Origin of the sequence: Eubacterium oxidoreducens (assembly GCF_900104415.1) — a bacterium.
Lineage (GTDB): Bacteria > Bacillota > Clostridia > Lachnospirales > Lachnospiraceae > Eubacterium_C > Eubacterium_C oxidoreducens.
Genome location: NZ_FMXR01000020.1, coordinates 35,526 through 58,188, shown reverse-complemented (window position 1 = coordinate 58,188; position 22,663 = coordinate 35,526). Strand labels below are relative to the sequence as shown.

The following is a 22,663-nucleotide window of genomic DNA, read 5'->3' as shown; positions in this document are numbered from 1 at the left end:
CATTAAATCCAGCAAGATTTTTATAAGTATCTAGATGCTCTTGAAGCACAAGACCAAGTGCGTTGGAAAAAATGACTGCGTCGCTCGCCGGGTGGTCCCATGTGCAATCCGTTTCGCGTAGGTATATGTTCGTCTTTCAACCGGTCAAATCCTGGAATCGGCTTATTTCGCTTCAAACCGGTTCCGCGGATGAAGCCTGCCAGGTCGGTAATCTGATAGGTTCCATTGTCAAACCGCTTTAGCCAGTTTTCTGTTTCGGTATAAGTATCAAACAGTTCCTGCGAAAATCCAAAGGCATTTATAGCTTTAGAAAGCTCATCTAATATCGAGTTGTAATAAGTTCCTTTTCGGCAACCGTCCGGTACGTCCTTATGTCCGCCATCGGAATGATTGGCTAAAATAACAGGTGCGGACTCGGCAGTATAACCGGCTACTTGTGTGCTTCGATTAATGGTTCCGTCGGGATTAAGATAGCGTTCCGGAACATAGATACTCATAGCTTGACAAATATCATTAGTGATATTTTGGGACGTGAAGACACCCTGAATAACCTGATGTTTTCTTTCACCCATCGGTCCTCGAGAGAGGACTTTTTTTATAACCGGCATTCCGGTCTGATCAATACGGCACAGGCAATAACAATGATCCTGTGGTCTGTGACACTAACCGTATAGATGAGCGGCAATTGCCTCGTGATAATGTAAAAAAATATCTGAATTCATGGTATGAATCATCTCCTTTCAGCAAAATCAAAATAAGACGGATTTTGTTTCCGGAGAAAATTGTAGCATAGAAATGAAGCATAAAAATGAAGCATAAAAATGACAGATTACAGTACAGAGGCTATTCCATCATGTCATCTTGTTCATGTGGATTTTTAAACATATTAACTAACGTAGAGGCAGCCAGACTTAAAGGAATATCATTTGAATATAAAATACAAGTAGGGCGTTGAAGCAGTTCTTCATTCTGGATATCTGCTATGAAAAGTTTTCCTTCTTCACATTTTTTGTGAATGTTGGATAGTGGGAGAAAACTGTATCCAAGTCCTGATTCAACAGCATATATTTGCATATTTAAGGTTGGGGCTTCAATGTGTGGCTGGAAGTCAAGATTATATTTGGCATAAAGTCGTTTGTAATATTTGCTCACTTCGTAACTCGGATCAACGAAAATTAAAGGATATTCAGCCAGTTCATAAAGGGAGATAGGTGATTGGGCTAAATGTTTATATTTTGCGCCAACAGTTGCAACACTAGGCATAATATTTAGAGTACGAGTTTTGAGATCTTTACAATCTTCAGGAAAAACACCGTGAACGCCAAAATCAATTTCGCCACTTAAAATCATATCGTGTGTTTCTTGAAAAGAAAGATGTTTCATGATAATGCTTATGCCGGAGTATTTTTGAGTGAATTTTGTGAATTCATCAGAAATAATAAAGGCATTAGCGGCGGCCTCGCTTAGTCCAATTCGTATTGTACCGCGTTCTAGGGAGTTAATCATGTGTATTTCTTCTTCGCCGGAAAGTAACATATTCATACCGGGTTGTACTTTTCGTAAAAGAGCTTCACCGGCGGAAGTTAGGCGAACTCCTTTTACAGAGCGAAAAAAAAGTTGGCAGTTAAGCTGTTCCTCAAGGAGTTGGATTGTTTTGGTAATAGTTGGTGGTGTAAGGCACATGTGTGAAGCAGCCTTGGACATGCTTCCTAGTGTAGCTACGTAATAAAAAGTTTTGTAATATTCCAGATTAACAGACATGATGCGCTCCTTTTGTTAAGTAATATCTAATGCTAGCGGTTGCTTAATTTCAATTAATATAAGCTTATTGGGATATTATAATTAATAATATAAATAGATGCAAGGGAGGTGACTGTGGCTATGCAAAGGGTATTTCTGCGTGATTTATGCAATTATATTGGGAGCTATCTTTTTTAAAAATCTTTAATATTAGATTCTATCTAATATTATCTTAAATTTATTTCAATTTTCCGAATGCTATACAAGTAATATAATAATGATAAATAAAACACAACTAAATGATTATGGAAATATGACATCCAGAATTCTAGGAGTTATTGCAGGCGAAAATACATTTTGTGAAACGGGGAAGCGTATGGATTTTCAAAGAAATAGAGGAAATGAATTTTATGAGTGGCCCTATCCGGTAAAGTACGATAAGACAACGCATGTTTATACAGATGTATTGGTCATTGGGGGAGGACTTGCTGGTGCAAGTGCCGGAATAAGGGCAGCAAAAAGAGGAGTAAAGGTTGCGGTATGTGATAAAGCTCCGATTAAAAAGAGTGGTTGTGGTGGAGCCGGAATGGATCACTGGAATACAGTGCTGGAATGTCCGGGGAGTCCAATTACGACGGAAGAAAATATTGAAAGAAGTAAGGATACGGGATTAAATCATCGGAATTATATAGCAGAAAAAGGAACCTGGGACGCGCTGCTCGAACTTGAAAAATTGGGACTGAATATCCGAGATGACTTGGATGAATTTAAAGGAGCCGCTACACGTGATGAAGAGAGTAAGCTATTGAAAGCATATGACTATAGAGAGATGGTTTCGGTTAAGCTTCACGGTGGAAATTATATAAAGCCGGTTTTGTATGAAGGTCTTATCGATTATGGAGCAGAATTATATGAAAGAATCATGGTTACATCGCTTTTAACAAATCACGGAAAACAGGGAGCCGATGTTGTTGGAGCGACGGGGTTTTCATTGGAAACGGGAGAATTTTATGTATTTCATGCAAAGGCAGTCATCATATCTACCGGATACGCTTGTAGCATGTGGATCTATAACATGGAAATAACCGGAAACAGTTATCGATGGGATCCAAATGAAATTGGAGAAGGGCTTGCGATGGCGTGGATGGCAGGCGCAGATGTTTATAACATGCATAAGGCAGGTAGTACAAAAGGAAATACTCCGTTTGCATGGCCAAGATTTGGTGTTGGGAATCCGGCGAATACATGGTTTCCATGCTCAATGGTTGATAATAACGGAAAGGAAATTCCATGGGAAGATATTCAAGGGAATATTCTAAAAAATGTTCATGACAGGAATTATCCCGCAAAGGGGCAACCGTATATCGGTTCTAAAAAAAGTGATAATATGCCGGGAATCGATCAAGCGAATCTGATTCATAACCTTGCCGAGAAGATTCGAGATGGTGAATATGAATTGCCATTTTGGGCAGATTTAGCCGGAATGCCGGAAGATGAAAGAAGGAGCATTTGGGGTGTAATGATCGGGAATGAAGGAAAGAGCCGATTTACACTTTATGATTTGTATACAAGAAGCGGATTTGACCCGGAAAAAGATATGTTGATGGCACCGATAGAGTTGCCGGAAAATTACATGAAGTTCGGTGCATGGTTTCATGGTGAACCTGACGTAGTAAAGCCATGGCGAACAGAGAATGGGGGACAAGGTGAAATTGCTTGCGATTGGAAATTGATGACAAATGTCCCTGGTCTGTTTGTAGCTGGAGCTTCGGGAGGGCTTGAGGGCTGTAGCTTCGCAGTATCTTCAGGATTTTATGCAGCAGATAGAGCCGCTGATTATGTGAAGGACGCGAATGAGGGTGCTGTGAGTGAGAAACAGCTTGCTGCTGAGAAACAAAGAGTATATGCACCGGTAAAAAGGAATGGAAGAAAAGAAGCTTATATAAGCTGGAAAGAACTGTGGGGTGGAATATGTAGGGTGATGCAGCAGTGCTGCGGAGAATATAAAACAATTCCAATATTAAAGCAGGGGCTTGTGTGGCTTGACAGTATAAAAAATACAGAAGGACAGATGACATATGCACGAAATCCACATGAACTTGCAAGAGTGTTGGAGTGCGATACCAGATTTACGGTGGCATCAATATTTCTAAACGCGTGTATATCCAAGATAGAAAATGAAGAATTTATGATGTCAGGAGATGGATATTTGTTTAATCGATTAGATGGGGACAAGATCTTGACCATAAAGAAAGAGAAAGAATATTGGCTTAAAGGTCAAAATGCACCTTCTTATAAGGAAAATTATTTGAGATATCAAAAAAGGAGCGAATAGAAATGGAAGATAAGTGCTATATTGTACCGAATCCATCGGGGCCTACGCTTGCCGTATCAATAGATGAGGACAAATGTGTGGCGTGCAATTCTTGTGTAAATATATGCAGAATACAAACGCTTTTACCCAATCCGGAAAGAGGAAAACCTCCAATAGTCGCTTATCCGGATGAGTGCTGGTATTGTGCATGTTGCGTAGAAGCCTGTCCAAGAGGAGCGTTAGAGATGCACCTTCCAATTAATCAGAGAATATTTTTTAAAAGAAAAGAAACCGGGGAAGTATTTCGTATAGGTGAGGCAAAATGCCCGAAAAAAGGATACTTTAAGCCGCCTGTGGGATGGTAAGGAGGTAAATGCTCGTGGAACTGATACCAACTCTTATGGAAAAACAAAAACAAAACGGTGGGTATCTTGGAGAAAAAGAGATCTTAGATACAGCCTGTGATTGTAATCTGTCTGTTTCAAAAGTGATTGGAATAGCAAGCTTTTATGAGTTTTTCAACCTAAAAAAGGCTGGAATGCAAACTCATATTGAAAGGATATATGAGAAGAAAACAAAGGGGAACATATTAGATTTTAAAAGAGAAGACGCAAAAAAAGCAAACGAGATTGCAAAAGAAATAGACGTTCTTACTCTTATAGAAAAATCAGGCTTGTGTGGACGTTCCGGTAGTGGTTTTCCAACAGCGAAAAAGTGGGAAATTGTCAGAAATGAAAACGAGATGGAAAAGTATGTTGTCTGTAATGCGGATGAGGGCGAGCCGGGAACCGGAAAAGACAGGATTATTTTAGAAGAAGTACCATATAGTGTTATATGTGGAATGCATATCTGTGCACAAATCATTGGGGCAAAAAAAGGATTTATATACCTAAGAGGTGAGTACGAGGATTTAAAAGAAAAAATAGAGAAAACAATTGAGGAATTTAAATCGGACGGATTTGAAATAATAATTAGACTTGGTCAAGGTGCTTATATATGTGGAGAGGAAACTGCACTTATAGAGAGCCTCGAAAATAAAAGAGGAGAGCCAAGGCTTAAGCCACCGTTCCCAGGAAATAAAGGATACTTAGGAAAACCAACGGTAATAAATAACGTTGAGACATTTGCGAATGTTCCATTAATCGTAACGGAACATAAAAGTTATGAGAAAACTAGATTATTTACGGTGTGTGGGGATGTGATGGAACCGGGAGTATACGAGGAAAAAAGTGGCATATCCTTGGAGCAGTTGTTAATAAGAGCCGGGGGAATGGAGAACCATAGCAAGCCTTACGCCATACAAATAGGAGGCGGAAGTGGAAATATAGTATCCGGTAAGTTTTTGGATTTGAAGTTGAGTGAGGAAGAAACAAAAAAAATAAATATAAGGATTGGAACCGGATCGGTTTATTTTATATCAGATAAAGAAAAGCTTATAAAGACAATTTTGGAGAGACTTTCTTTCTATGTAAAAGAGTCTTGTGGAACGTGTGTCCCTTGTAGGAGTGGTTTATCGCAATTACGAATGCTTGTCATGAAAATAGAGGAAAAAGATTTTGACAATGATGACATCAATAAGATTACGGAATTAATAGGATACATAGAAGATAACAGTAGATGTCCGATGGCCAGAGCCGCAGTAGCTCCGCTTAAGTCAGTGATAAAAAATTTTCCGGAGGTTGTTGGATTATGAACATTGCGATAAATGGACAAAAGATTAAGATATCCGAGGAAAAGACGATTCTGGAAGTTGCAAGAGAAAATGGGATAGGGATTCCGACATTATGTTACATGAAGGAACGAAACAATATAGCAGAGTGTCGTATGTGTGTAGTGGAAATTATGTCAAGACCGGGACTTTATCCGGCATGCTCGACGTACCCATCGGATGGAATGGAAATCTTAACGAATTCTACGAAGGTTATTTCGGCAAGAAGAAAAGCATTGGAATTAATGTTTGCAGATCATGTTACCGATTGCACAAATTGTAGCAAGATGGGGCTGTGTAAACTTAGGGAATATGCTTCGATTTACGGAGTTGATGACCGGTATTATGGGGTTGGGAAAAGGGAGAAATTAAAAGATAACAGTACATCATTTTTGGTTAGAGATAATACAAAATGCATATTATGTCGCAGGTGTGTTGCTATTTGTGAAAAGGAGATAAGAGTTACAGCGATTGGGGTAAATCAAAGATCGACGGCTACCAATGTAGGGTTTGGAATTGAGTTGGCAAAAACGGAATGTATTTCATGCGGAAGATGCATAAAAGTTTGTCCTACAGGTGCACTTAATGTGGCAGATGATACAAAGCGTGTTTGGAAAGCCATATACGATAAGAAAATCAAAACGGTCGCGCTATTATCGGATGAAACAATATCAAATTTTGGAGAATTTGTTGAGGACACAAATCATGATGTAGCAAATAAAATCGTTACGTTACTTAAAAATATAGGAATCGATAAAGTGTATCGATTAAGCGATTTTGACAGCTATTATAAGCAACAGAAAAAAATTGCATTTGAAGAAAAGCGTAAGGATGAAATGATATTGGATGGGATGTGTGAGGGCTTTAAGTATTATTTGGAAACTTACCACAAGGAATTAAAGCGGTTTTTGTTAGAGATTCCTGATAAAAAAACAATGCTTGCTGAATTGCTCAAACGTGATTGCGATATTTTTGTAATCAATATTGATAATTGTGTGGCAAAAAAACGTAGAACGAACGAAAGTATCGATTATCCAATAGACGTATCCATAACGACTCGTGAGCTTTATGAAATATATGTAAGATCATGCGTGTCAACATATACAGCGGCATCTGTTTGGGAGTGTTTATCAGAAAAGGAACCGGATCGATTACCAGATGAATTAACAAAATGTGCACATATTGAAGTAGAAGAGGAACGTGACGTTACGATCATAGACGGATTAGACAGGTTCGAGCAGATTGTCATCAATCATGGACTGCTAAAGTATATGAGAGTAAGGGTTTGTCCTGAAGGTTGCAAGTCAGGAGGAGGTGGTTATTTTATGAAGGAGTAGACGTGGCCTATCTTCGATACGATGAAAAGCATATCTTAGAGAAGGCTCAATAGTTAGAAGAAAAATATGTAGGCTAGGTGCGGAATAAAAAATAAGAAAAGGAGGGGTTGTGAATGCGTTACCCTGAGAAATTGAGAAAAGTTAACAATGTATTAGGGCGAGTCGGGGGAACCATGTGCTTTGTAGTAGCAGCGATGTTTCTGATGGAAGCAATCTTACGTTACATATTTAGAAGTCCCACATCGTGGATGGAAGATTATGCCTGTTATCTGCACTGTTTAGCGTTGTTTATGGGATGTGCATTTACATTTCAGGTACAGGGGCATGTTGGTGTGGATATGTTTAAAAGAATGGCAGATAAAAAGACAGGAGGAGCTAATAATCATAGGGCAGAGAGAACGTTTACAATTATTGGATATTTTCAGACTTTGTTTTTCCTGGCGATTCTCGGTTATTCCACACTCAAAATGTGTATTAATTCGATTCGTTTAGGGAGTATGACAGCAGGAACTTATCCAATTCCTCAGGCGGTTTTATATATTATTATGACAGCCGGATGTGTGATGATGATTATAACAGTAATATTTATAGTTCTGGATTTGATATCTTCAAATGACGAATTTATTGAAAAATAGGAGGAAAATACAATGAATACAATGATGATAGCATTAGTAGTTGTGTTGGTCATCCTGCTTATTTCGATAGCAATAGGAGGACCAATTGCTACAACGCTTGGTTTTACGGCATGTATAGTAACATTGCTTTTCCTCACAACGGGACATTTATCTTTTTTGGGAACAACAATGTACTCTAATGCAATCAGTGCAAATAATGTAATTGTACCTTTGTTTATCATGATGGCAGAATTCATGGCAAAAGGTGGAATCGCAGAAGACTTGTACTACATCATGGCCAAATACCTGCGAAAACTAAAAGGAGGATTGGCAGTTGCAACAACGTTGGCCTGTACTATATTTGCAGCACTTTGTGGCTCCTCACCTGCAACAGCAGCTACAATCGGTAAGGTGTCACTTGATGCGATGAAAAAAAGAGGATACAAGGAACATTTTGCGATTGGAACCGTGGCCGGAGGAGGAACGTTAGGAATTATGATTCCTCCAAGTATTACGCTGGTAATGTATGGAATATTGACGCAGACCTCGATATTAAAACTCTTGATGGCCGGTATATTACCGGGGTTAATGTTAGCGGGATTGATGTGTGCCAGCTCTATTGTACGAGCAAATTTAAATCCGGAATTAATTGGACAGAAAAAACGTGTGAAAGGACAGCCGAAGGAGACGGTTGAACAGATTGAATACGAAAAGTATGATACAACGTTTTTTGAAGATTTTAAAAAGACAGGACCGGCATTGATTCTTATAGTTGTAATCATAGGGGGAATGTATTCCGGTCTTGCGACTGCAACTGAATGTGCCGGACTTGGAGCTATAGCAGCGTTTTTAATTGTTCTTGCAAAAATGAAAATGACGAAGAAGATCTTTGGCGATGCCATGATGTCAACGGTAAAGAGTAGTTCTATGATGATTCTTATGCTTTCAGCAGCGTTGATGCTTACAAATGTAATTGGTCGATTAGGTATTGCAAGTGCACTAGCACAGTTATGTACAGGATTCGGAATTAATAGATGGATTGTTATGATTTTGTTGATTGTACTTTGGTATTTCCTTGGAACAATTATGTCGCCGACAGCAATGGTAACACTTACGATTCCATTTGTGTTTACACCGCTTATGCAATTGGGATTTGATCCAATCTGGTTGGGTATCGTATCCACCCTGTGTGTAGAGGTTGGAATGATTACACCACCGGTAGGAAATAATTTGTTTATCTTGAAACAGACGACCGGATTAGATATGGGAACAATTATAAAAGGAGCATTGCCTCAGATTATGACGTTGACGATCGGTTTAGTAATCTTGTGTGTATTTCCACAGATTGCAACAGTTGTTCCTAGCATGATGGCAAAATAGTATTGATTCGCCAAGAGGTTATGAAGGCGATCAAGATAAAAATCATATTTTTAGGAGGGAAAAAAATGAGGAAAAAAAGTTTTGCAAAGAAGTTAGTTTGTGGGGGCTTAGTTGGTGTTATGGCGATAGGGCTTATGGCATGTTCAAAGGATTCTTCATCAGGCTCAGATACAGCAACGGGAAACGGGGGATCATCAGATATTGCACCGTATCAGTTTAACATCTCTTATGGAGGAACACCTTCTAGTTCAATGGTAGCTGTTATGGAGTTATTGTGTGAAGATTTGACAGAGGCCAGTGGAGGAGCTTTTACTTTTAATCAGTATAATGATAACGACTATAAGGAAAGCCAGGCACTTGATGAGCTCACGAATAATATCGTCGATATTGTTTATTTGGGATCATCTGCAACATCTACAACGATTACAGATGTTGCATATCTTGGAATGCCGGGCTGTTATAGATATACAGATGATGCAAACTCATTTTCAAGTTTTGAAGATGCGGTGGGAGAATCTTTGGCAGATATTTATTCTGATTATGATATTCATTATCTTGGACTCAGAGTTCCTGCAAAGATGGCAATTGTAGGTACCGGAGAGGCTATCACAGACAAAGAAAATCTTCAAGGTAAAATTGTAAGAGTGTCTGGAACCTGGATGGGAAGACTTGCAGAGACAATGAATTTAGCAACTACTGATGTAGGTCTTTCAGAGCTTGCAACTGCATTGCAAAGAAAAACAATTGATTCTTGTATTACAGGAATTGAACAGGTATATTCTCAGATGCTAGGAGAGGTATGTGATTACGCATGTGTACTTCCGGAGACAGATGGTATGGGAGCATTAGTAATGGATGAAGATACATGGAGTAAGCTTGATGAAGCTCAGCAGGCAGCAGTAAATGAAGGCGTTGAAAAGTGGATGTCTGATTGTCTTGCAGTATCGGAAGAATTTTATGATACTTCAATTAAAGCACTTGAAGAATATGATGTAGATATTGAATATTTTACAGATGAGCAATGTGATGATTTTCTTTCAACCGTGGGAGATGTATACGAAGAAATTGACAAAAGTGCGTCAGAAAAGGGAATCGCATTAAAGGAATCAATTCTTAAGTGGAGAGAAGAAAACTTAGAGTAATGTATATATGGATTCTTACCATATGACAAATAAAATATACCATGAAAAAAGAGAAGTAATCGGCTGTTTCCAGCTATTACTTCTCTTTTTTTATGAGCTGATTATTTCACAGCCCCTTTTTCTTTGTGATTCTTAGCAGGTGCCATACGAATTTTGTATGGCACTCATTATATTTAAGGGGAAACAGATGCGATAGATCCGTCCTATAATAAGCCTAGAAACAGCAGAGAAAAGGAGGATCTATAAGATGTATGATATTAAGAAAATCGTGGACGTCAAATTAAATGTGCAGCTTGTATATGTGGCATTGATTCATCAGTATGTGTACGAGGGACCTTGTCGTTTCGGACCGGAGGAATGTTTGACAACGGAATTTGACGAAATGAACCAGGCCGAAATCTTTAAGATGTGGTCCGGCGGAATAGGGGAAGTGCTAAGTAAAGTCTCGGGGGTTAACATGCCCACGCGATGTACGTCAAGATGTCAGATGAATACCTGGTTATATAGCCGGCTTAAAGAAGGAAATATGGTATGCGGATAGTGAATCCTTAATTGTGGAAGGGTCACTGGCGCTACTACAGGAGATTTTGGGGGGGACGAACGAAGAGATTAGGAGTACGAATGCCGGCTATTTCATGCAGAGGCATTTACAAAACATTTTTCTAAGACGCAGTTACAAGGACTATGGTCCGTCATACAAAAGATAAAAGGTAGATGACCACTTATTTGCAGGGTGCTAACAGATAATAGTATAATGCAGATAAGTGGTTTTTATGTATAAGGGAAAGATAAAAAATACAATTCCAAGTTTATGCAGAAAATTAAGGAAAATTTGATTGAAGCTATTGAAGAAAGCACCTAAATAAGATACTATTTGCGGGAACGAAGGTGCCCTTCACGGAGATTAAGCTACTTCTACGAGAGGAACAGATTATGAAAAAGTATGTAAGTATCCCGGTGATGCTATGTCTGGTAGGGACCATGCTGGCCGGATGCGGCTCAACAAATACAGAGAAAACGGAAAATACAAATGAAGCAGAATCAAGTGCGCAGCTGTCGGTGGCAGAGCCGGTCACAGAAGGCGATGGCAGTGAAAGCACTGCGCCGGTTGAAGAACCTAAGGTGCAGACCATTACGATATCTGCAACCGGAGACTGTACGCTCGGACGCGCCCAGATACACGGATATTCCGGTTCCTTTGACGATTACTATGATAGATATGGAGAGACCTACTTTTTTAGCGGCGTAAAAGACATCTTCGAAGCAGATGATTTTACGGTGGTGAATCTAGAGTGTGTGCTGACAACATCTGAGACCGGCGAGGAAAAGGAGTTCATGCTTAAGGGCGACCCGTCCTATACCGGGATTATGACATCGAGCTCGGTGGAAGGTTGTTCCTTTGGAAATAATCACAACATGGACTATGGACAGCAAAGTTTTGACGATACCATTAATGCCTTAAACGAGGCGGGGCTGTCCTATGCGGTCAACGACCAGATCGGTACATATGAGACGGATGAAGGGCTGAAGATCGGATTCGTCTCTTCGAGCCTGTTATCCGGAACGCAGGATCGTGTCGACTATCTGGTAAATGGAATCAACCAGCTGAAGGAAGACGATGCCGACTTAATCATTGCATGTTGTCATTGGGGCGTCGAGCAGGAGCACTATGCCAATGACAACCAGGTGGAACTGGCGCATCAACTGATTGAGGAAGGTGCAGATGTGATTATTGGAAATCACCCACACGTACTGCAAGGGATAGAGTATTATAAGGGCAAATTGATTTGCTATAGTCTTGGAAACTTTTCATTTGGAGGTAATTCCAATCCTACGGATAAGCAAGATGGTATCTTTACGCAGACGTTTACCTATGTAGATGGAAAACTCGATGAAGAGGCGCAGATCGATGCAACATTTATACCATGTACATTGTCAGGAGCTGCAAACTATAATGATTTTTGCCCACAGATTGCAAGTGGAGATACCAAAGCAGCCATTCTGGAAAATATGGCAAAATATTCCGCCGGATATAGCGATCTGTCATTTGATGAAGATGGGAAGATCCTAACGCAGTCGGAGTAATTACTAGAAACGGATAGCAAGACGTAGTATAAGCTGCGCCTGTGTCTGATTTGAGAGGAACAACATGTACGAGACAATATTATTTGATTTAGATGGAACGATTACGGTTTCAGAATATGGAATTATTGATTCTGTAAAATATGCATTGGAAAAGTTTGGAATCGTAGAGCAGGATGAAGAAAGCCTTTTGCGGTTTATCGGGCCGCCGCTGTATTATTCCTTTACACATTTTTATGGAATGAGTCACGAAGATGGGGAACAGGCGGTTGTATATTATCGCGAGATATATGAAAAAGTAAATTACAAAAAGTCGCCGCTTTATGACGGCATTCGAGAAGTCATACAAACACTGTATCAGAATGGAAAAGAACTTTATATTGTTACGGCAAAACCGGTAGACACTTCAAAAGAGGTTCTTAGGTATCATAATTTGCTTCCATATTTTAAGGAAATTTATGGACCGTCAAGGGAAGTGCATACCGTAAATAAAGCAGAGTTAATTGCGAAATTGTTGACGGAGCATAACATAGAAGATAAAAGCAAGGTGATTATGTTAGGAGATCGTCACTATGATGTAAAAGGCGCTTCTGACATAGGAGTGACAGCAGTAGGCGCATTGTATGGGTATGGAAGTCGCGAGGAACTGATAGAAAATGGTGCAGACTTTCTTGTGAAAACACCAAAGGACTTTTTGAAAATCATTGAGGAATAGGTATGAAGAAATTAGAAGCATTTATCAAAGAAGGCGTAAGCGCATATAACTGCGTGGAATATGCTGCAAAAGATTTAGAAAAACAAGGATTTGAAGAGCTTAGGTATGCAAATGAGTGGCATCTTAATGCAGGTGGACGTTATTATATAAAGCATTATGGTGCAAGTCTTTTTGCATTTACGATAGGAAAGAAGAAGGGACGTCTGCGAATGGCCGGTGCACATACCGATGCACCATGTCTATCCATTAAACCAAATGCAGATTTTGTAACAAAGGGGTATGCACAGGTAAATGTAGAAGTCTACGGCGGTCCTATTTTAAATACCTGGTTTGACAGACCGCTCGGCGTGGCCGGAAGAGTAGTTTTAAAAAGTAAGGATGTATTTCAGCCTAAGATGGTGGTGTACCGGAGTAAAAAGCCGCTTTTGATTCTGCCTAATCTTGCCATTCATATGAATCGGGATGTGAACAAGGGCGTGGAAATAAAAAACCAGACGGACCTTATGCTTATTGCCGGACTGCTTGAAGAAGAAGGGCAGGATACGGCATACTTTATGGACTGTATTGCAAAAGATCTAAAAGTGAACAAGGATGAAATTCTAGACTTTGAGCTGACGACATTTATCTGGGAAGAGGCAATGTATGTAGGACCTAGAGAGGAGTTGTACTCCGCACCAAGACTCGATAACCAGACATCGGTAGCAGCACTTGTAGAAGCGATAGAAGAGGCAGTTTGCGAAGAAGGCATGAATATAATCGGACTCTATGACCATGAGGAGATAGGAAGCAGATCGAAGCAAGGAGCCGGAACACATTTTACGTATGAATTGATACTAAGAATTCTGGAAAATGTTGGCTATTCGATGGACGAAATACGGCGTTATCTATATAATATGATGTTGCTTTCTGTGGATGTGGCGCATGCACTGCATCCGAATAACATCGGCAAAATGGATATCACGACGCAGCCGGTATTGGGCAAAGGAGTATGCGTAAAGCAGGCATGTTCACAGTCTTATGCAACAGATGCTGAGGCAATTGCCATTTTCATTGGATTGTGCGAGAAGAACAAAATTGCTTATCAGCGCTTCGTGAATCGTTCCGATGTCAGAGGCGGAGGAACGATAGGCGCTATTTTGTCATCGCTTCTTCCGGTTAAGACGGTGGATCTTGGCATACCATTGCTTGCGATGCATTCGGCAAGGGAACTGATGGGAAGTAAAGACCAACAAGAACTTACAAAAGTGGTTACATGCTTTTTTGAATAAGGGGCAAAGGAAAGAAGGAGTCATAATAATTAGATGAGAAAAAGTTGCGGAGTATTGCTTCCGGTGGCATCGCTTCCGGGACCGTACGGAATTGGATGCTTTTCAAAAGAAGCTTATGAATGGATAGATTTTCTAGAAGAAACAGGTCAAAAATATTGGCAGATTCTTCCGCTTTGCCAGACTGGCTATGGAGATTCGCCATATCAAAGTTCTTCTACGTTTGCCGGAAATGTATATTTTATTGATCCTAAGGAGCTAATCAGGCTTGGATATCTAACGGAAGAAGAAGCTGGCACCTATGATTTTGGCGGGCAGCACGGATATGTGGATTATGACAAGATTTACAAGGGACGCTTTGCAATGCTTAAGGCAGCCTATCACAATAGTCCCTACGCGAAAGCGCCAAAGAAGAAATGGACCGCACAAGAATATGATGCTGACCGAAAAGCCTTTGAAGAATATGTACGCGATAATTGGGCTTGGATAGTGGATTACGCTTTCTACAGTGCCATCAAAGATGCACAAAAAGGAAAGCCGTTTGCAGCATGGCCAAAGGAACTGCGATTTCGTGAAGATAAGGCAATGCGTGTGGCTTTTGAAAAATATCAAGATGAGATACGATTTTATGAATATCTTCAATACGAATTTGACCGTGAGTGGACAAACCTAAAATCCTATGCAAATAAAAAAGGAATTAGGATTATTGGAGATCTACCTATTTATGTGGCATATGACAGTGCAGATACCTGGGCCAATCCAGAGCTGTTTCAATTAGATGAAGAGGGGAATCCGACCGGTGTAGCAGGTTGTCCGCCGGATAGTTTTGCTACAAAAGGACAGTTATGGGGCAACCCCTTATATAATTGGGAAGAACATCATCTTACGGAGTATCGCTGGTGGATAGCGCGCATCCGTCAAAATCTCAGGCGGTATGATGTGATTCGCATTGATCACTTCCGGGGATTTGAATCTTATTATTCTGTTCCGTATGGGGACGAGGATGCAACGGCCGGAGAATGGAAAAAAGGTCCGGGAAAAGAACTGTTTAAGGTGGCGCAGATGACACTTGGCAACATGCCAATCATAGCAGAGGATTTGGGATTGATTACGCCGCAGGTGCGTGAACTTTTGGATGCGACCGGCTATCCGGGCATGAAAGTGATGCAATTTGGCTATGGAGAGTATCTAAATAATGACTACCTTCCACAGTATTATCCGGAGAACTGTATTGCTTATACCGGAACCCATGACAATGATACACTGGTAGGCTGGTATAGGAAATGTTCTAGAAAGGCAAAGCAAACGATTCGACGTTCGTTACAACTTGAAACAAAAGAGGATGCCATAAAGGCGCTGCTTGATGCGCTGTTTGCAAGTAAGGCCAAGGTGGTAATTGTTCCGATGCAGGATTATCTAAAGATCGGAGAAGAAGCCAGACTGAATATGCCATCCACGCTGGGGGGATTAAATTGGCGTTGGAGGATGAATCAACAGAAATTGACAGATAAGGTAAAAAACGAGATGTTAGAGCTTGCAAAAGAATATGAGCGTGTCAGGGTATCTTGATGGTAAAATCGAATATCTTCTAAAAAAAGCTTGAAAAAGACATTAGAAAAATAGAGTAGGTGTGTTAAACTACTATAAAAGAGCGAGTCTTGACTGGAATAGAGTGAAAAAGGGGTTAAAGAGGGAATAATATGGCAAAGACAACAGATATAGGATTGAGAAACTGCATGATTTACTGCGTCTTCGTAAGGAATTATGGACGCGTTGGTAATTTTCAAGAGGTCAAAAAAGATCTTGCCAGGATTCAGGATCTAGGAACGGATATCATCTGGTTTTTACCGATTCATCCAATCGGACAGATTGGACGAAAGGGAATGCTCGGAAGTCCATATGCGGTGCGTGATTATCGGGCGATTAATCCGGAATATGGAACTTTGAATGATTTTCAGCAGATAGTGGATGAGATTCATGAGCGCGGTATGAAGTGTATGATAGATATTGTATTTGATCATACGGCCAAAGATAGCGAGATGCTTCGCAATCATCCGCAGTGGTTTGTTCAGAATTCTGATGGGGAGCCAATTTCGCGCAATCCGGAGTGGACGGATGTCGTCGAACTTGATTTCTCGAATCTGGAGCTGTGGGATGAACTGATTGAAATCTTAAAGTTCTGGGCAGGATATGTAGACGGATTTCGGTGTAATCGAGCTTATGCAATTCCATTAGAGTTTTGGATGCGCGCAAGAAAAGAAGTTGAAAGTGTACGCAAGGAGTGTATCTGGCTTGCGCAGTCCGGAGAAGGAGAAGACATCATGACTCTTCGGGCGAAGGGACAGACAGCATTATCAGATGGCGAACTTTATGAAGTATTTGATATGTGTTTTGACTATGACCTCGCGCATTCGATTCGTGGCTTGCATGAAGGACGATTTCCGCTAGATGCGGTTACAAATCCGTTGCAGATGCAAGAAAGCAAATATCCGAATAATTATGTCAAGTTACATGCACTTGAAGACCATGATCGTCCAAGGGCGGCATTTAATTATCCGGATAGAAGAGTGCTCGAGAACATGACGGCATTTAGCTTTTTTGCAAAAGGTGCAGTGATGATTAGTAACGGACAGGAAAAGAGCGATCCACATCGTCCGAGTTTATTTGACAAGGATGATGTTAGCTGGCGTCATAATGATATGAGCGCATTTATTAAGCAGCTAAAAAGAATTAAGAGTGAGGAAATCTTCCGGGAAGGTTCATTTTTCGTAAAGGCAGTGAAAAAAGAGTACATTTATGCGACTTATGAACAAGGTAACAAAAGATGCCTTGGCGTGTTCTCCATAATGGGTCGCATTGGAACGATTCCAACGACACTAGAAGACGGAACTTATATTAATCGGATTTCGAGAAGAAGTGTTGAAGTATGCGCCGGACAGCTTTTGTTTGAAGGCGAGCCGATTATAATCGATTATCAAATAGGTTAAATTGCAAATCACTTGCAATTTTTGAAAATATGGTGTATAAAGAGAAATGCAAATTGTTTGCATTTCTTTTTTTAAGGAGAATTATCGTGAAAGAATATCGTACGAAGATAAAGGATTATATAAAAGAATATATGCAGCTTCATCCGGATGAGCGTTTTTGTGCGGCAGAGATTCATGAGTATCTAAAGACATGCTCAAAGTCGGTAAATCTAACGACCGTTTATCGGAATCTGGAGAAGATGACGGAGGCAGGTGAACTTGCCAAGACAAAGAATCCGCAGGATGATTGTACTTATTTTCAGGTTCTTGATACGGCAAGACATTGTGAGCAGCATTTGCATATGCGCTGTCTTAGATGTGGCAAGATGGTTCATCTCGAAGATGAATATATGCAGCAGTTTTATGAATATGTGCGGGAAAAGACAAGGTTTGAATTGGACTGTACCGCATCTTTGTTAAATGGAATGTGTAAAGATTGTATCAAGAGGAATGGGTCATGAGTTATATTACGGCGAAAAATCTCTCCATCGGTTATGAGGATGGAGTTGTTACAAAGGATCTTAATTTTACCATTAACCCGGGAGAATATTTGTGTGTCGTTGGAGAAAACGGTACCGGTAAATCAACACTGATGAAGACGTTATTAAAGCTGATAAAGCCGCTGAAAGGAAGTCTGATTTACGATAGTCGCATGGAAGAAGGCGAGATTGGGTATTTGCCGCAGCAAAGTCTTGTTCAAAAAGATTTTCCGGCAAGTGTTTGGGAGATTGTGCTTTCCGGTAATATGACGCATTTTTCCCATCATTTCTTTTATGGGAAAGAACAAAGGAAAAATGCTTTGGACAATATGAAACGACTGGAAATAGAAGATTTGAAAAAGAAAAGTTATGCCCATCTGTCCGGAGGTCAAAAGCAAAGGGTACTTTTGGCAAGGGCGCTGTGTGCATCATCGAAGATACTGGTCCTTGATGAGCCGGTTACCGGTCTTGATCCAAAGGTGACGCAAGAATTGTATAATCTGCTTGCAAAACTGAATCGGGAAGGACTTACAATTGTTATGGTATCTCATGATGTGGATATGGCATTATCCTATGCAACCCATATTCTGCATGTGGGAAAGACACAGCTGTATTTTGGACCGGCAAAGGATTATAAGAAGTCAAAAGCAGCCAGGATTTTCTTAAAATCAAAGGAGAAAGAGTAGACATGTCACAATTAGCTTATTATATGCAATATTCATTTGTTATATATGCATTGATTGTAGGTGCGCTGATTGCACTGTGCAGTTCACTAATGGGAGTTACGCTTGTTCTTAAGCGTTATTCGTTTATCGGAGATGGTCTTTCACATGTGGCATTTGGAGCACTTGCGGTTGCATCGGTGTTAAAACTCACCCATAATACATGGCTTACCATGCCGGTTACCCTCGTGGCAGCCATTTTATTGCTTCGGGCAGGAACGCATGCCAAGATAAAGGGAGATGCTGCGATTGCGATGATTTCCGTAGGGGCACTTGCAGTGGGTTATATGCTGATGAGTACCGGAAGCGGATCGGAAAATGTATCCGGAGATGTCTGCAGCACTTTATTTGGGTCGACTTCCATATTAACGTTAACAAGCGCAGAAGTCATTAGCTGTGCAATCTTTTCGGCAATCTTTATCGTATTATACATTCTGTTTTACAACAAAATATTTGCGGTAACATTTGATGAAGACTTTGCAAAAGCGTCCGGGACAAAACCGGAACGGATTAATCTTTTGATTGCAATCTTAATCGCAATTATCATTGTAGTAGGAATGTCGCTTGTGGGTTCGCTTTTGATTTCGGCATTAATCATATTTCCGGCATTAGCGGCAATGCGTTTATTCTTCAGTTTTAAGATGGTAATCATTGCATCCGCGATTATTTCGCTTGTCAGTGCGCTTGTAGGAATGCTGATTTCCATCATGCTTCAGACACCACTAGGAGCAACCATAGTAATTGCGCAGATTGTAGCATTTGCAATCTGTTATGTGATTGGATTATTAAGGACGAAAAGATCATGATAAGAAAGAAAATAATAGTGATAATGACAGCCTGCATGTTGGTTATGTCTGTGCTTTTGGGTGGATGCAGCAGCGTGCAGTCGCAAACGGATCCTGACAAAATCCAGATTACGGCAACGCTGTTTCCACAATACGACTGGCTTCGCCAGATTGTTGGAGAAGAAAATGAATATATCAGTCTACATTTGATTAATGATTCCGGAACCGATCTTCATAGTTATCAGCCGACGGTTCAGGATGTTGCGCTGATGTCGGAATCGGATCTGCTTGTATACACAGGCGGAGAGTCAGAAGAGTGGGTTTTAGATATGCAAAAAGAAGCGGCAAATGAAGATCTTCAGATCGTATCTTTGCTGGATGTTCTAGGTGAAGATGCAGTGGAGGAAGAAGAGGTCGGCGAAGAGGCGAAGATGAGTCATAGTCATGTGGAAGAAGAACTTGAATATGATGAGCATGTCTGGTTGTCGGTAAAAAATGCAGCCATGTATGTGGAGTATTTATGTGAACTGGTTAAGGAACTGGATCCGGCACATGCAGCGATGTATGAAGCAAATGCAAATGCTTATATAAAGCAGTTATCGGAGCTTGATGCACAATATGAAAATGTGGTATCCCAAGCGTCAAATGATACGCTGGTTTTCGCGGATCGTTTTCCATTTCGCTATCTGGTTGAAGATTATGGACTAAGTTATTATGCAGCTTATTCCGGATGCAGTGCAGATACGCAGGTGACATTTGAGACGATTACATTGCTAGCGAAGTATATGGATGAGAGCAATGCAAATGCAATTTTGGTACTGGATAATGCGGACTTATCCCTGGCACGAACAGTGCTAAAATATACAGATTATCCGAATCGGGAAATTCTTACGATGAAATCCCTGCAATCTGCGACAAAGCAGCAGATTGCGGAAGGACTAAACTATCTGGATGTGATGGAGGAGAACCTGGCGGTGCTTAAGAAGGCACTTGGCTAGGTTCTTCTTTTGGTGGAGCATCCGGTTTTAACAAGATGCACAAGGCTACAATGGTAATCACCAGCCCGATGCCGATGATGACGGTTGGGATCTCCTGATAAAAAAACATACCAAGGACGGCCGCGGTAACCGGTTCTGCACCGGAGGCAATGATGGTGGCAAGTCCCGTATCCATATGATGAAAAGAAGACACTAAAAGCAGATAGGGAACAGCCGATGATAATAACGCATGAATAATTAAGATTGCGCTATGAGGGAAAGGATCTGAGGCCATATAATGAAGGACACTGTTCCAATTGGTAAATGGAATGCAGGCAATCAGGATAACCACTTGTGAATAGAAAGTAATGGTCAGCGAGGTATATCCATCATTTGTCACGACTTTACTGCAGATGCTGTATACACCATAAAAGAAAGCGCTCAAAAGCCCGATAAAGACGCCAAGAAGCGTGACATTTACGCTGGAATTGTCGCCGACAATTCCACTTGCCAAAACGCAGCCGAATATGGCAAAGACCATGCACAACACTTTCTTGGTGGTAATTTTCTCACGAAAGAAGATGGCAGCCAAAATCAGAGTAAAGATGGGTGCAAGACATAATAAGATGGCAGCAAGTGACATGGTCATGACGCTAATTGTGTAATTATAGCAGACATTTAAGGCAAAAGAGCCAACAAAGCCGGCCAAAATAATAAACACAAGATCCTTAAGATGTCGTATTTTTAACCGCTCTTTATTATAAATAAGAATTCCAATCAGCAAAATGAGAACGGCGAAGACGGTTCTTCCACCCAAAATTGATACATTACTAAGCCCGTGATCTCCCAGGTTTCGTACAAAAAGACCGGTAAGGCCCCAGCAGATTCCTGCAAGAAGTGGCATGAAGATTGCAAACTTTTTCATATTCTTTGATACCATACCTTTTATTTTTTTCTGTTTTACTATAGAAGAAAGGAAAAATATAGTCAATAAGAAACACACCATTTGGTTCCTTGATTACCGATTGGTTTGTAGCAAAACAAACAAAAATGAAATTCTTTTCGCCGGTTGAAAGCTTGATAAATGTTAGTTTTGTCAAAAGTCAACGGATAATTGATAAATAAATAACGAAAAAATTGTCGATAACATTTTGGAAACCCCCATGAATCTAAGGTAAATTGTATTGAAAAGAAGATACAAAATGAGCAAATTACATTAGAAATTAGAGCGATATGCAATATGCACAAACAAAAGACCACAAAGAATTGCCAAAAAGTTATCAATGTTGCATTTGAAGGTTAAGACCATATAATAGGGACTGTAGGAAAATTGAACTTATAAAAATACAAACGGCTTATATGGGTTTTCTATTTAATACATAGATGGGCTAAGTTGATGGCACACAAGAATAGGGAAAAGCATAAATAGAAACCTGTTTAGCAATATAAAGTATTAATAAGTAGGAGGTTGGAAAATTATGATTAATTCACCAGCAGAAGTGGCAAAAAATTATGTTGCTATCGGTAAAGGAAAGGCAAACTTAAGCATCGCAAAGATGATTTTCTTAGGACTCTTGGCAGGTATGTTCATTGGTTTTGCAGCAGTAGGAGCAACAACAGTAGGATCAACAGTTGATAATGCTTCACTTGCAAAGTTCTTAGGAGCAGTTGTATTCCCTGGCGGTCTTGCAATGGTATTAATTGCAGGTTCCGAATTATTTACAGGTAACTGTCTGTTAATCATTCCTTTATTACAAAAAGAAATTACGGTTGGACAGATGATTAAGAACTGGGTATTTGTTTGGATTGGTAACTTAGCTGGAGGTATCTTGGTATCTTTAATTACCGTAGGTGGACATCAGGCAAATTTATTCTCTAATCAGCTGGCAGTATCTTATATTTCAACAGCAGTAGCAAAGACATCTATGACATTCGGAGATGCTTTCATGAAAGGTATCGGATGTAACTTCTTAGTATGTATTGCTGTTTGGATGGCATTTGCAGCGAAGTCCGTAGGCGGAAAGATTATTGGTCTTTATTTCCCGATTATGCTTTTCGTATTAGAAGGTTTTGAGCATAGTGTTGCGAATATGCAGTACATCTCAATCGGTCTTCTTTGTAAATTAAATGATACATGGGCACAGGCAGCAACAGACGCAGGTGTTGATTTTTCGAATCTGACGTGGGGTGCTATGTTTGGTAAGAACCTATTGCCGGTATCACTCGGTAACATTGTCGGTGGTTTGGTTCTTGTTGGACTGATTTACTGGGGATGCTACTTAAAAGGAACAAAGAAAGAAGCATAACTCCTATAATTAAAGAGGAAAATCCGTCGCATTATTTGCGGCGGATTTTTTGTTTACAGCAATTGATAAGC

The 22,663-nt window shown here is 40.2% G+C and carries 21 protein-coding genes; 18 read left to right on the top strand and 3 right to left on the bottom strand.

Features of this window, described 5'->3' with window-relative positions; all coding sequences use genetic code 11:
* Positions 1-20: 20 nt before the first annotated feature.
* Positions 21-497, bottom strand: a complete 477-nt coding sequence (locus tag BLS20_RS12200; protein ID WP_176762406.1) for a hypothetical protein — start codon at positions 495-497, stop codon at positions 21-23.
* A gap of 346 nt (positions 498-843) precedes the next feature.
* Positions 844-1,761 (bottom strand): LysR family transcriptional regulator, encoded by a 918-nt coding sequence (locus BLS20_RS12195; protein ID WP_090174647.1) that lies wholly within the window; start codon positions 1,759-1,761, stop codon positions 844-846.
* 256 nt (positions 1,762-2,017) lie between these two features.
* Here BLS20_RS12195 and BLS20_RS12190 point away from each other — a divergent pair, with 256 nt between their 5' ends.
* From BLS20_RS12190 to BLS20_RS12110, 17 genes are all read left to right on the top strand, one after another.
* Positions 2,018-4,075 carry an FAD-dependent oxidoreductase gene (locus BLS20_RS12190; RefSeq protein WP_090174646.1) on the top strand — a complete coding sequence of 686 codons (2,058 nt, stop codon included), beginning with the start codon at positions 2,018-2,020 and terminating at the stop codon, positions 4,073-4,075.
* A 2-nt stretch (positions 4,076-4,077) separates the two neighbouring features.
* Positions 4,078-4,419 carry a 4Fe-4S dicluster domain-containing protein gene (locus BLS20_RS12185; protein ID WP_090174645.1) on the top strand — a complete coding sequence of 114 codons (342 nt, stop codon included), beginning with the start codon at positions 4,078-4,080 and terminating at the stop codon, positions 4,417-4,419.
* Positions 4,420-4,433: 14 nt separating this feature from the next.
* The gene (locus BLS20_RS12180) at positions 4,434-5,747 is read left to right on the top strand and encodes an NADH-ubiquinone oxidoreductase-F iron-sulfur binding region domain-containing protein (RefSeq protein WP_176762405.1); all 1,314 of its coding nucleotides are present in this window, start codon (positions 4,434-4,436) and stop codon (positions 5,745-5,747) included.
* Complete coding sequence (locus BLS20_RS12175) at positions 5,744-7,099, top strand: 2Fe-2S iron-sulfur cluster-binding protein (RefSeq protein WP_090174643.1); 1,356 nt, start codon at positions 5,744-5,746, stop codon at positions 7,097-7,099. The genes BLS20_RS12180 and BLS20_RS12175 overlap by 4 nt, the downstream gene beginning before the upstream one ends.
* Positions 7,100-7,212: 113 nt before the next feature.
* On the top strand, positions 7,213-7,734 hold the full coding sequence (locus BLS20_RS12170; protein ID WP_090174642.1) for a TRAP transporter small permease: 522 nt from the start codon (positions 7,213-7,215) through the stop codon (positions 7,732-7,734).
* A gap of 12 nt (positions 7,735-7,746) precedes the next feature.
* On the top strand, positions 7,747-9,093 hold the full coding sequence (locus BLS20_RS12165) for a TRAP transporter large permease (protein ID WP_090174641.1): 1,347 nt from the start codon (positions 7,747-7,749) through the stop codon (positions 9,091-9,093).
* Positions 9,094-9,158: 65 nt separating this feature from the next.
* On the top strand, positions 9,159-10,235 hold the full coding sequence (locus BLS20_RS12160; RefSeq protein ID WP_176762404.1) for a TRAP transporter substrate-binding protein: 1,077 nt from the start codon (positions 9,159-9,161) through the stop codon (positions 10,233-10,235).
* Between the two features lie 247 nt (positions 10,236-10,482).
* Positions 10,483-10,776, top strand: a complete 294-nt coding sequence (locus tag BLS20_RS12155; RefSeq protein ID WP_090174639.1) for a hypothetical protein — start codon at positions 10,483-10,485, stop codon at positions 10,774-10,776.
* 392 nt (positions 10,777-11,168) lie between these two features.
* Positions 11,169-12,320, top strand: coding sequence for a CapA family protein (locus tag BLS20_RS12150; RefSeq protein ID WP_090174638.1), 1,152 nt, complete (start codon positions 11,169-11,171; stop codon positions 12,318-12,320).
* A 64-nt stretch (positions 12,321-12,384) separates the two neighbouring features.
* Positions 12,385-13,032: an HAD hydrolase-like protein gene (locus tag BLS20_RS12145; protein ID WP_090174637.1), complete on the top strand. Its 648-nt coding sequence runs from the start codon at positions 12,385-12,387 to the stop codon at positions 13,030-13,032.
* Between the two features lie 2 nt (positions 13,033-13,034).
* Positions 13,035-14,300 carry a M18 family aminopeptidase gene (locus BLS20_RS12140; protein ID WP_090174636.1) on the top strand — a complete coding sequence of 422 codons (1,266 nt, stop codon included), beginning with the start codon at positions 13,035-13,037 and terminating at the stop codon, positions 14,298-14,300.
* A 33-nt stretch (positions 14,301-14,333) separates the two neighbouring features.
* Positions 14,334-15,866: a 4-alpha-glucanotransferase gene (malQ, locus tag BLS20_RS12135; protein ID WP_090174635.1), complete on the top strand. Its 1,533-nt coding sequence runs from the start codon at positions 14,334-14,336 to the stop codon at positions 15,864-15,866.
* 131 nt (positions 15,867-15,997) lie between these two features.
* Positions 15,998-17,284: an alpha-amylase family glycosyl hydrolase gene (locus BLS20_RS12130; RefSeq protein ID WP_090174634.1), complete on the top strand. Its 1,287-nt coding sequence runs from the start codon at positions 15,998-16,000 to the stop codon at positions 17,282-17,284.
* An 86-nt stretch (positions 17,285-17,370) separates the two neighbouring features.
* Entirely contained in the window at positions 17,371-17,784 is a 414-nt protein-coding gene (locus BLS20_RS12125; RefSeq protein ID WP_176762403.1) for a Fur family transcriptional regulator, read from the top strand.
* Entirely contained in the window at positions 17,781-18,488 is a 708-nt protein-coding gene (locus BLS20_RS12120; RefSeq protein ID WP_090174632.1) for a metal ABC transporter ATP-binding protein, read from the top strand. Before BLS20_RS12125 ends, BLS20_RS12120 begins: the two co-directional genes overlap by 4 nt.
* A 2-nt stretch (positions 18,489-18,490) precedes the next feature.
* On the top strand, positions 18,491-19,330 hold the full coding sequence (locus BLS20_RS12115; RefSeq protein WP_090174631.1) for a metal ABC transporter permease: 840 nt from the start codon (positions 18,491-18,493) through the stop codon (positions 19,328-19,330).
* The gene (locus tag BLS20_RS12110; RefSeq protein ID WP_090174630.1) at positions 19,327-20,307 is read left to right on the top strand and encodes a metal ABC transporter substrate-binding protein; all 981 of its coding nucleotides are present in this window, start codon (positions 19,327-19,329) and stop codon (positions 20,305-20,307) included. The genes BLS20_RS12115 and BLS20_RS12110 overlap by 4 nt, the downstream gene beginning before the upstream one ends.
* Here the strand turns inward: BLS20_RS12110 and BLS20_RS12105 are convergent.
* Positions 20,288-21,226, bottom strand: coding sequence for a DMT family transporter (locus BLS20_RS12105; protein WP_176762402.1), 939 nt, complete (start codon positions 21,224-21,226; stop codon positions 20,288-20,290). The two genes, BLS20_RS12110 and BLS20_RS12105, sit on opposite strands and share 20 nt — an antisense overlap.
* 538 nt (positions 21,227-21,764) lie before the next feature.
* Between BLS20_RS12105 and BLS20_RS12100 the strand changes: the two genes are divergently transcribed.
* Positions 21,765-22,592 (top strand): formate/nitrite transporter family protein, encoded by an 828-nt coding sequence (locus BLS20_RS12100; RefSeq protein ID WP_242870582.1) that lies wholly within the window; start codon positions 21,765-21,767, stop codon positions 22,590-22,592.
* Positions 22,593-22,663 lie beyond the last annotated feature (71 nt).